Source organism: Flavobacterium sp. AK-345 (assembly GCF_058310175.1).
Genome location: NZ_JBZEER010000005.1, coordinates 96,915 through 108,549 on the forward strand (window position 1 = coordinate 96,915; position 11,635 = coordinate 108,549).

At 33.7% G+C, this 11,635-nt stretch carries 7 protein-coding genes; 2 read left to right on the forward strand and 5 right to left on the reverse strand.

Annotation, left to right across the window (positions count from 1 at the left end):
* Positions 1-7 precede the first annotated feature (7 nt).
* The 5 genes from AC4FQ3_RS11085 to AC4FQ3_RS11105 form a co-directional block, all read right to left on the reverse strand.
* Entirely contained in the window at positions 8-3,097 is a 3,090-nt protein-coding gene (locus tag AC4FQ3_RS11085; RefSeq protein WP_463460199.1) for a SusC/RagA family TonB-linked outer membrane protein, read from the reverse strand.
* Positions 3,098-3,399: 302 nt separating this feature from the next.
* Complete coding sequence (locus AC4FQ3_RS11090; RefSeq protein WP_491181890.1) at positions 3,400-4,410, reverse strand: LacI family DNA-binding transcriptional regulator; 1,011 nt, start codon at positions 4,408-4,410, stop codon at positions 3,400-3,402.
* A gap of 459 nt (positions 4,411-4,869) precedes the next feature.
* The gene (locus AC4FQ3_RS11095) at positions 4,870-6,132 is read right to left on the reverse strand and encodes an MFS transporter (protein ID WP_042562680.1); all 1,263 of its coding nucleotides are present in this window, start codon (positions 6,130-6,132) and stop codon (positions 4,870-4,872) included.
* A gap of 23 nt (positions 6,133-6,155) precedes the next feature.
* Positions 6,156-6,383 carry a hypothetical protein gene (locus AC4FQ3_RS11100; RefSeq protein WP_073395314.1) on the reverse strand — a complete coding sequence of 76 codons (228 nt, stop codon included), beginning with the start codon at positions 6,381-6,383 and terminating at the stop codon, positions 6,156-6,158.
* Positions 6,384-6,389: 6 nt separating this feature from the next.
* Entirely contained in the window at positions 6,390-6,986 is a 597-nt protein-coding gene (locus AC4FQ3_RS11105; protein WP_302097103.1) for a TetR/AcrR family transcriptional regulator, read from the reverse strand.
* 370 nt (positions 6,987-7,356) lie between these two features.
* Here AC4FQ3_RS11105 and AC4FQ3_RS11110 point away from each other — a divergent pair, with 370 nt between their 5' ends.
* Together AC4FQ3_RS11110 and AC4FQ3_RS11115 are read left to right on the forward strand one after the other, a co-directional pair.
* Complete coding sequence (locus AC4FQ3_RS11110) at positions 7,357-8,922, forward strand: histidine kinase (protein WP_491181891.1); 1,566 nt, start codon at positions 7,357-7,359, stop codon at positions 8,920-8,922.
* 107 nt (positions 8,923-9,029) lie between these two features.
* On the forward strand, positions 9,030-11,627 hold the full coding sequence (locus AC4FQ3_RS11115) for a zinc-dependent metalloprotease (protein WP_491181892.1): 2,598 nt from the start codon (positions 9,030-9,032) through the stop codon (positions 11,625-11,627).
* The last annotated feature ends 8 nt before the right edge of the window (positions 11,628-11,635 follow it).

The following is an 11,635-nucleotide window of genomic DNA, read 5'->3' on the forward strand; positions in this document are numbered from 1 at the left end:
TTTATTATTAGAATTTGACATTAAGTGTTAAACCATAATTTCTTGTCAAAGGCATAGAAGCTCTTTCAAGTCCCTGAGCATTACTATTATTATAGTTTGACTCTGGATCGATATTAGGCACTTTGTCATAAATTGTCCATAAATTATGGGCAGAGAATGCTAAACTAATCGATTGGAAAGGTGTTTTTTTGATATACTCTTTTGGAAAATTGTAGCTAAAAGAGATTGCTCTTAGTTTTACAAAATCAGCATCGTAAACAAAATTTGATGTTACATCGCTATAACTTCTCCAGTAATCGTATGCAGAAACGGTTGTGTTTACAGGATTTCCGTTAGTATCAGTTCCTGAAACTGCAACTCCGCCTTCACGGCCAGGAAGCGAAGCTTCAGATAATCCGTAACGCATTCCTAATTGGTTTGTTGCAGAATAAATTTCTCCTCCAAATTTCGCATCTACGAAAACAGAAAGTGTGAAATTTTTATAAGAGAAATCATTTGAAAGTCCCATTGAAGTTGGCGCAACACCTTGTCCTGCAATGATTAAGTTTCCTCTAAGGAATTTACCGCTTGGGTCAAGTACAATATTTCCGTTTGCATCTCTCAAATAATCATAAGCTTTGATTACACCAAAAGGCTGTCCTTTCTCTAATACTACTGAAGCTCTTGCATCTCTGTTATCATCTAAAAGTTTTGTTGGAATTTTATCGGAAAGATTAACAACTTCACTTTCGTTGTAAGCAAAATTGTAACCAACACTCCAGCTAAAATTAGGTGTTTTTACTGCTTTTACATTTACGGCAAATTCAACACCCTGATTCAGGATTTCTCCCACATTGATTTTTGTAGTTCTGTAACCGGAAGCTTTAGAAATATCAGCATCGGCAATATCATTCGTTGTTCTTTTTTGGTAAAAAGTCAAATCTGTACTTAATCTGTTGTTGAAAAATGTATTTTCGAAACCAAATTCGATTGTACTTACATTATAAGGTTTTAAATATTTGTTTGGAACTGTTTCTCCATTAATACCTAAAATTGGCTGTCCTTGCGAATCTGTTTGTCCGTCTGGCGCAGTATAAGTTAGTGATAAAGCATAAGCATCCGGCAAAGCTCCACCAACATTACCCCAACCTGCTCTAATTTTACCATAAGACATCCATTCCGGTAATTTAATTACTTCAGAATAAATAAAACTCGTACTCACAGATGGGTAAAAAGTACTGTTATTTGCCGGATCTAAAGTTGAAAACCAATCTTCACGGCCCGTTAAACTCACATACAAGAAATCTTTATACCCTAAATCTGCTGAATAAAAAAGTGAATTTACCTGGCTTTCAGAAAATAATTTTTCTGTTTTTACAGGCTGAGTGTTTGCATAAAAATACTTGAACGGAACTATGAAGTTATTTCCTCTCATTTTAATACCACTCATTCTGTTATCCTGACGGTTTGCTCCGATAAAAGCATCTAAAGAAAGATTTTTAACGATATCGCCTTTGTATCCTAAATAACCTGAAGCATTAAACTCAGAACGGTTTTGAACTGTGTTTTCATAAGCTCCTCCCGGTGCATAGTTAATTCCGGTTGGTTCGATCTCTGTAAATTCATAATTAATATCATCGATACCCACTACAGCTTTTGCGTAAATTTTATCGGTAATATTATAATTTACTTTTGCAGAACCTATAAAACGTTTTCTAAGATCGTTGTTCAGGTCTTCCTGCGTAGCAAAATATGGATTTGTCTGATATACATTTGATGCAAAATAGTCTGCCTCTCCTCCATTTTCATCATATGCATTGTTGATCCATCTAATGTCTGTTCCCGGAGTCATAAAAGTAACCGGAAAAGACGGGTTTCTTGGAGAGTCATTCAAATAAGGTCTGTTATGACTTTTTTCAGAAATATACTGTGCATTTGTCTCTATGCTTACCTTTTTGTTTGGCGCTGAATTCAAGCTCAAAGTCACGTTATTTCTTCCAAAGTTCGTTCCTGGCAAAATAGATTCGTCTTTAGTATTTCCAAAAGATAACCTGAAATTAGTCGTTTCGTTTCCTCCGGAAATTGCTAAAGTATTACTGAAAGAATATCCGGTTCTGTAGAAATTTTTAACGTTGTCTTGTCCGTATGCCTGATATGGTCTTGTCGTTCCATCGATACCAATAGAAGGGGTTCCGTCGTATTTATCACCCCAGGCAAAATAGTAAGAATCCCTAAGTTCCTGTAAACTTGTAAATCTTGTTGCAACACCATTTACAGGCGCTCCAGCTCCGTATTGATCCTGCCAATGTAAAAGAGTTGCTGGTGTATTGAAGGTAGAATTTGTACTAAAATCTACTCCAATTCCAGTTCCGCTTTTTCCTTTTTTAGTTGTAATCAAAATAACACCGTTTGATCCTCTGTATCCGTAAAGTGCAGAAGCTGCACTACCTTTTAATACAGACATCGAAGCTATATCATCAGGATTAAAAGAAGACATTCCATCTCCTTTATCTGCTCCTCCGTACATTCCGGCATTTCCTTGCTGACTATTGTCTATCGGGATACCATCTACAACATATAAGGGCTGGTTAAGTCCTGAAGCAGAAGTTGCTCCACGAATTACAACACGACTTGATCCGGATGGACCTGTAACGGGCGCAGAAACGTTTACTCCGGCAATTTTTCCCTGAAGTGCATTTCCTAAATTGATTTCTTTATTTTTTGTCAGATCGTCTCCTTTCAGTTCTCCAACTGCGTATCCTAAACTTTTTCGCTGTTTTTTAACTCCAAATGAAGTTACTACAACATCTTTTAATTCCTGTGTATTTTCTACCAATACAACTGAAATTCTGGTTTCATTTTCCTGAAGTACTACTGATTTTGATACAAAACCCATAGAAGATACATTCAAAGTAACCTTACCTTCGGGAACGTTCATTCTAAATCGGCCTTCAGCATCTGTAATTGCGCTAAAAGGTTTTCCCTGAACTTCGATTGATGCAGCAACAACTCCCTTGTTATCTCCATCTGCTACTATGCCTGTTATTAAGCGGTTTTGTGCTACAGCTCCTAAGCTGCTTAACAACACCATCGCTAACATTGCCAATATTCGTTTCATAAGCATTTTTTGGTTTAATTTTGTTTTGATTTTGTTTTGTTTAATCTGCTTGTTTTAAATAATTAATAAAATTTGAACTCAATTGTATATGGTATTCAGTGGTCTCCACGCATTGAATACTATTGGTTAATAGCAACATAGACTTTCTATATTTTACGCAATCGATATAGCAAACCAAATATAACTGTATTGCGGATTATTTATTTTACTCAACTAAAATTTTACTAAAACGATTTAGTAAAAACGGTTAAAAAAAAACAAAATCAATTTGCTTTTATTTTTTTCCTATTTCAAGCTGGTTTTTACACCGATTCTCTTATAATTAATTTTCCTTTTTTAAGGCTTTTTTCCACTTTATAAACCTCCATATCAGTCATTTGACTCATTAACAATTGTATCGATTTAACAGCAATTTCTTTTATTGGCTGTTCAATCACTGTAATGGTTGGCGTATGTAATTTAAAACTGTCATGATCGTCAAAACTAACAACTGATATATCCTGCGGAATTCTGATTCCCATATCTTTAAAAGCTTGCAAACCTGTAAGTCCCATATAATTCGTTAGAAATATAACGGCATCAATTTCTTTATTCTTCTGAAAAAATTCTACTACAGCTGCAATTCTGTTTTGTTCATCGCTGTGGTATTCCATGTGAAGAACAAGTGAATCTTTATAAATTCCGGCTTCTTTCAATGCGTCTCTGCAACCATCTTCCCTCAATGACATCTGAATCATTTCAGAAGTATTATTAACAACTGCAATATTCTTACAGCCTTTATTAATCAGGAATTTAGTAGCTGAATTTGATGCTTCGTAATTATCCATTACAACATGGCTTACTCTTTGTCCCGGAAAATACCTGTCTATTAAAACTACCGGTTTTTTTAATTTTATAAGAAGCTCAACACTTTCTTCCAGATTTTTTGTGGGAGTTATAATAAAACCATCTACGTTTGCCTGTAAAAGACTGTGTATTAATTCTTGTGAACGTTCATCATCATCGCCTGTACTGCAATAAAAAACTCTGTAATCGATATTTTTAGCTTCGTCTTCAATAACTCTGGCCAAATCAGCAAAGAACTGATTGGAAATATCTTCAACAATTAAACCAATAGATCGCGTTTTTCCGGTTCTAAGGCTGGTCGCAATCATGCTTGGTCTATAGTTAAGCCTTTCTGCTACATCTTGTACTTTTTTAATAACAGCACCACTAATTCCCATTTTCTCTCCCTTACCATTAATGACAAAAGATACCGTAGATATGGATACTTCGGCTTCTGTAGCAATATCCTTAATAGTAATCTTTTTCATTCAGTAGGTTGTGGTTTTGTAAGCTTATTAACGATATAACAAATATATGCAAAAACAATTACTAAAACGATTTTGTAATTGTTTTTTTGAATAAATCATTTTTTTATTCTACTAAATCAGAAGAATCATTAGTAAATATAGGCATTTAGCAAATAATTATTTTTTTTATAAGGTTATTTTGACCATTACGATTTATTAGTAATAAACGTTCAAAATGATGTTTGATTTTGAGTTGTCCATGATTTTTTCGAGTCTTTTAAAGAAGTTTTCGTTTACCATTTTGACAGCTATGACAGTTTGATATGTAGTAATCCTGTTCCTCTTCGGGAACTGCAGAATAAGGGTGTAAAACACAAGCAATACGACTTATTTTTTTCGATATTACATTTACGGATTAAATATAAAAAATCCTTGTAAACATAAGTTTACAAGGATTTTTATTTTAAGTATTTTGAAATTTTATTCGATAATAACAGGCGTTTCCAAAGCTTTATCTTTTGATTTTGCCAATTGATTTACCCGCCACATTAAAAATACTGTCATTAATGTAACGACTGCAATTACATAACCCAATATGTCATAGTTTTCTAATGGCGAAGTTTTTGTTTCCTGATGAACAATAAACCCGGCACAAACGGCTGCAATTCCACCTGCAATTTGTTGCAAAGATGAAGTAATAGACATATAAGCACCACGATCTTTCATTTCAGGAATTGCTGTATTAAGGGTTGTTGCGGGAATCATACGGCTCATAATTCCCATAAAAAGAATCATATTGATTACGACAATTTCCCATAACGGAATTGGATCCAGATTGGTGTAAATTAAAATCATTATAACAGAAATCACAGATCCTGCCGCAAACAATTTGAACTTACTTATTTTATCACTCAATTTTCCAATCAAAGGCATTATAAAAAGCACCGAAAGTCCGGTGAAGAAAAACACCATTGGCAATTGAAGATGACTGATATGGATGTTGTTTACCAAATAGGCAGTCCCAAATGGCTGCAGCATAAAACCTCCAACAGAGAGAAAGGCAATTGCTGTAAATCCTACCTGATAATGTTTGTTGCTTAACGTGTGCCAAAGATGCAAAAAAGGATTTTTTTCTGACTGCAGTTCTAAGTGTTTTGTTATGGGCTGCATTTGCGTAATTATGGCAATTAAAATAAGCGCTCCTAAAACGGCTATCATAATAAATGCCGAATGCCAGCCCCAGTTATTTGCAAAATATAATCCTACGGGAATACCCAAAATCTGACTGGTTGCAAATGCCATTTGAATAAACCCCATAACACGTCCTCTTTGCTGAATAACAAATAAATCGGTTACAATTGCCAATGAAACCGAACCAATAACGCCACCAAAAAGTCCGGTAACGATTCTTGCCATCAGCAACATTAAATAACTTGTAGAAAGGGCACAAAAAACAGTTCCGATAATAAAACCGGTATAAAAGAAAATCAAGAGTTTTTTTCTGTCAAACTTATCAGCAAAACCTGCAGCAAGCAATCCCGAAATTCCGGCACTAAAGGCGTAAGCAGAAACAGCAAAACCAAAGTTTGCAGTTGTCATATCCAATGTTTTCATCAGGATATCTCCCAAAGGAGAAATTACCATAAAATCGAGTATGACGGTAAATTGTAAAAGTGCCAGTATGGCAATAATTATTTTTTGATGTGAAGTAAAAGCAAAGCTTTCTGTTGTATTTTTTTCCATATAAGATATAGGTGATATTTTGATTAAGGTAATTCCTGGCACTCGTGGCCAAGTTCATTGATGATGCCGATAATTACTTCTGGCTGCAGCGTTTCTGAAACAACGCGAAGTACACGATCGACATCTTCACAATCGACACTCCATTGCTGAATATCCTTGTGATTGCCCAATGTTGTATTGATGGCACAATCCGGATATATTTTATCAATGTTTGTTTTAAAAATGTGTATTTTGTGTAAATCTGTTTCCATAATTTTTCATGGTTTTAATGCTTTAATAGTCGCCTGAAAAGCTTCTCTCATTATTTCTTTGGTCAACACAAATGGTTTTCCTCCCATACTTTTACCTTCGGTGTGAAAATTCAGTAAAGTATATAATGGCCCATAAGCGATGCTCCAAAAAGCTTCAAATGTCATCGGAATTAGCTCTTTATTTTCCAGTCCGTTGTCAATAAACTGTTTCATAATAGCCCTGAAATCTGAAAACTCTTTAATTGAATCTAAAATAGTTTCTGCGTGAGGCGAATGTTTGATTATTTCAAAAAATGCAACTTCTTTTGGATATTTCATCGTAAAGTTGGCGCGGTTTTCCCATTGTTTCCACAAACCTTCTTCAAAGGACATATCCGGCGAAAAATCTTTAACCGTTCCCGAAAAGAACTTTAATGCCATTTTTCCGCCTATTTTTTGAATTAAATCATCTTTGTCTTTGTAATAGATATATAAAGTGGCTACAGAAATAGAACAGGCTTTTGCTAATTTATTCATGCTAAAACCCTGAAATCCATCTCGTACAATTTGATCGATTGCATTTTCAATGACCAAATTTTCTTTATCTATATCTCTTATTCTCATGACAACTATTTTTAGCAAAGTTAAAATAATAAATGAATGAACATTCTTTTATTTATTATTTTTTTATTTGATGTGAAAAAAAATTTTTGCTTATTTTTTTAAAACACATAGAGACATCGATTTCTTTGATTGAAACTAAGACTAAAAAGGAAACAAGTTTCAACTTAGAAATGTGTGCTTCGTAGTGATAAGCTTTGTCAAAGTTTTAAACTTTGACAAAGCTTAAGCAATCAAAAATAAAGAGTAAAATTCTTTCAATCTGAGCATCAGCCACATCCGAAGAAAAAAAAGAAAACAGTTTTAAAGAAAATACTATATTTGCCCGGCAAAAAAAATCCACAATTAATATTCCTTTATTTAAAAAAAATCTTTGAAATTCACTTTAAAAAATATCTTTTCAGGCCGAAACTTTTTCATTTTAGGAATTATTTTTATTGCCCTTACATTGCTTTCTCTTTATGTATTAAGTAATTTGATTACGCAGATAACCGAAAAATCGAATACAGAAAGTACACATCGCAACTTTCTTAAAAGAGAAGAAGTTGTACAACAGGAATTTTCACGTTTTCTGGACACACAAAAAGAGCTGGATCATATTATCAAAATTAGTATTGCACAAAATCTTTCTGATCATTTAAAGGTTTTAAGTACGATTCATGCCAATGATAGTTTGATTAAAAATAATTGGTTTCAGATCAATAATGGTAAAATAGAATTTACTACTTCTAAAAGCGATTCAAATCTTGATGCTACTATAAAAGATTTAATTCTAAAAAATAACGCTAAAAATCAATCGAGTAGTATTGTTAAGGATAATGAAAACATTTTTTGGCGTATTTATTTTAAATCTATTTCAGAAAACGGAACCATTGTTCGATACGGTTTTGATGTTGATCTTAAATCACTGCAATCTTATTTTAAGAACATCAATAAGAATTTACCCAATTACGCTTTTGTTTTTGATAAAAAAGGAACAATTCTTTATCATCCGGAAGTAAAACTTCTGAATCAAAATGTTTTTAAGATTACCAATATGACTCCGAAAGATACTACGTTTATCAATGACGAGTTTTATGGTAAAAAAATTGCGCTTTCTGAATATCTGAAATTAGATATTGTACGATATACAAAACGACTGAATGTAAAAAATACAAACTGGTATATTAGCGTGAGCTCTCCCAAAGAAATTGGAAGTGAAGATGTTGAGGCTGTCAAAAAATACGCTTCGTTAATATATGTCATTACGACTTCGATATTGATTTTGTTTTTCTATCTGTTTACTATTTTTAATAAAAAGACTTTTAAGGAAAAAGCTGTTTTATCAAAAGAAAAAAACAGGCTTCTTCTGGAAAATGAAAAGATAAATAAAGAGAAAGCCCTCATTCAGTTACAACAGCTGAAAGAACAAATTAATCCTCACTTTTTATTCAATTCGCTCAATTCACTTTATATGCTTATTGATGGTGATACGGCCGTAGCGCGTAAGTTTACTTTGAATCTTTCGAAAATTTACCGATATCTTATTAATCCGCCGGTGCAGAATATCGTTACGCTGCAGGAAGAATTACTTTTTATCGAAAAATATATCTTTTTACAGCAAACCCGTTTTAAGGAAGAATTCGTTTTTACCATTAATACTATTGATGATGAAAATGTTTTGTTGAAGAAAGTTCCGTATCTGGCTTTTCAGATTGCTATTGAAAACGCCATAAAACACAATATTGCTTCTGACGAAACCCCTCTTAAAATCAACATCGAAATTAGAGAAAATGAGGTTGTTATTACCAATAATCTAAACGAGAAACCTAGCTTTGGACAAGAGTCTAAATTTGGTCACAAATACCTAGAAAGTATTTATTCTTATTACTCTAAAACTCATTTTCAGGCCTACAAAAAAGACGGTGATTTTACTTGCATTTTACCGCTTATTGGCTAAAAAGAAAACATTCACTCCCAAAAAAAAGCCACTCACTCCATTTTGTTTTTTTTAACATTATTTACAGAATAATTTCGGCAAAAATTAACCTAAACTTAACTTTCATCATGAGGGAAAAGGCATTGCTGATAAACCTAAAAACCGTTGTTTTAGCAACTGTACTATTGAGTACCGGTACTATGGTTTCTCAAAAAAAGAATAAAAAAGACAAAGACAAAACTGAACAAGCTGCAGATTCTCTTAAAACTTCAAAAGGGAAAAAATACGATGACCTTATCAAACAAGGTACATTCAAAAAAGGTTTGTTTAATACCATTCAGGTAAAAACAGATTTGTATTTAGAAATCAATGATTCTTTGTTTCAAAGAGAATTTTTGGTGGTTAATAAAATTTCAAACGTTCCTATGACGATTAATGAGCAAGGGCTTAACAGAGGAATGAACTATGAAAACAAGATTATTACTTTTCATAAAGATCTTGTTGCAAAAAAAGTTTGGGTAAAATCATCTGTCCCAAACGTTTCTTCGCCAACAGGAGACGCTATAACAGCTTCGGTAAATGCAAATTTTTCAGAATCTATTATAGAAGTTTTTGATATTGAAACAAAAAATAATGATTCTACTTCGATCGTAATCAAAGCAAATAAAGTTTTTGACGGAAAACAAAAAAGTTTCAACGATGTTTTAAGCAATATTGGCCTTAGCGGATCTGTAAAATCGGAGCTTTCGTATATAGAAAGTGTGAAAACTTTTCCAAAAAATATAGTTGTTAAATCTCAGCTTACCACTTCGGTTTTCGAAGACGGCATTGGCATTTCGGTTACTCTGGGCGTTACGAGTAATATTATATTATTAGATAAAACTCCGATGCACCCTCGTTTTGCAGACAAACGTGTTGGTTATTTTTCTGAAAAACATTGGTATTTTAGTGATGATCAGCAGGAAATGCGTGAAAAAGAATTGATAACACGCTGGAGATTAGAACCTAAAAAAGAAGACCTTGAAAAATATAAAAATGGCGAATTAGTAGAGCCTAAGAAACCCATTGTTTACTACATCGATCCATCGACACCTAAACAATGGCGCTCCTATATCATCGAAGGGGTTCGTGACTGGCAAATCGCGTTTGAAAAAGCGGGATTTAAAAATGCCGTTATCGCAAAAGAACCTACGGATGAAGACACTGATTTTGACATCGATGACGTTCGTTATTCTGTTATTACTTATGTTGCGTCGCAAAAGTCAAATGCGATGGGACCAGCGGTTGTTGATCCAAGAAGTGGCGAAATTATCGAATCAGACATTATCTGGTGGCATAATGTGATGACGTCACTTCATAGCTGGATGCGCATACAAACCGGTGCAATTGACCCGAAAGCAAGAGGAAACAAATTTAGTGATGAACATATGGGAGAAGCAATTCGTTTTGTTTCGTCTCATGAGGTGGGACACACTTTTGGTTTAAAACACAACATGGGCGCTTCATTTGCTTATGATGTAGAATCACTACGATCTCCAGCTTTTACGGCAAAAATGGGCGGAACTGCTCCTTCTATTATGGATTATGCACGATACAATTATATCGCTCAGCCAGAAGATCATGTAGAAACGATTACACCAAAAATTGGTGAGTATGATAAATACGCTATCGAATGGGGTTACAGATGGTATGCAAATGAAAATGAAGAACATACTGCTTTAAACGCTTTGATTACCAAATATCAAAATGATCCTATTTATTTTTACGGAGAACAACAAAGCGCAGACGCTACAATTGATCCGCGTTCTCAATCTGAAGATTTAGGAAATGATGCCATGAAAGCCGGAGAATACGGACTGAAAAACCTGAAAAGAGTGGTAAGCAATATTCTGGACTGGACGTATGATAAAGACGAATCTTATTTCGGAACAGGTAACCTTTATATTGGCGCAATTGGTCAGTGGAATTTGTACAACTACCATGTTTTAAGCAATCTTGGCGGAATTTATTTAAATCCTACGGTTCACGGTGATAATAAAGCGAGTTATGTTGCGGTTCCGGCTGAGATACAAAAAAGAGCTGTGGCTTATTTATTAAAAAACACTCTTACGCTTCCTCAATGGTTGTTTTTCAATCCAATTTTAGACAAAACAAATCCTTTAAAAGATACTCCGATAGGACCATACGAATATACGCCTTACACATTGGCGAGAGAATTACAATACGGAGTTCTTTACAGCATGTTAAGTGACGATCGTTTGCTTCGAATTACTGAAAACGAATTGTTTCAGCGTAATGAAACGAAAGAAAATATTTTTACGGTAACGCAATTATTTAAAACATTACGCCAGAATATTTTTGCTTCGACAATTCAGAATAAATCACTTACGATTTTAGAACGTTTAACTCAGAAAAATTATGTTGATGTTTTAATTGTATCAACAAACAAACTTTTTGAAAAAACAGAACCTAAAAAGACTATCGAAATTCACGAAAACCTAAACATGCCGCAATTGTGTGATTATTTGGATAATTCGAAAATGGCACGCAATATTAATCAGTCTGCCATGAAAAGAGTTTCGGAAGTAACATCGGATAAAAAAGGAGAATTAAATCAGGTTTTACAATTATTAAAATCGAAAAGAAACATCGGGAACCAGGAAACTAAAAACCATTATTTCGACCTGATTCAGCGTATTGAAAGAGCATTAAACAACACATTATAAATTTTTAA

Bases quoted from the DNA above. Each gene is read 5' to 3' on its own strand.
- AC4FQ3_RS11095 (WP_042562680.1), bottom strand. From the start codon at position 6,132: ATGGAAAAAAATACAACAGAAAGCTTTGCTTTTACTTCACATCAAAAA.
- AC4FQ3_RS11085 (WP_463460199.1), bottom strand. From the start codon at position 3,097: ATGAAACGAATATTGGCAATGTTAGCGATGGTGTTGTTAAGCAGCTTA.
- AC4FQ3_RS11115 (WP_491181892.1), top strand. From the start codon at position 9,030: ATGAGGGAAAAGGCATTGCTGATAAACCTAAAAACCGTTGTTTTAGCA.
- AC4FQ3_RS11100 (WP_073395314.1), bottom strand. From the start codon at position 6,383: ATGGAAACAGATTTACACAAAATACACATTTTTAAAACAAACATTGAT.
- AC4FQ3_RS11090 (WP_491181890.1), bottom strand. From the start codon at position 4,410: ATGAAAAAGATTACTATTAAGGATATTGCTACAGAAGCCGAAGTATCC.
- AC4FQ3_RS11105 (WP_302097103.1), bottom strand. From the start codon at position 6,986: ATGAGAATAAGAGATATAGATAAAGAAAATTTGGTCATTGAAAATGCA.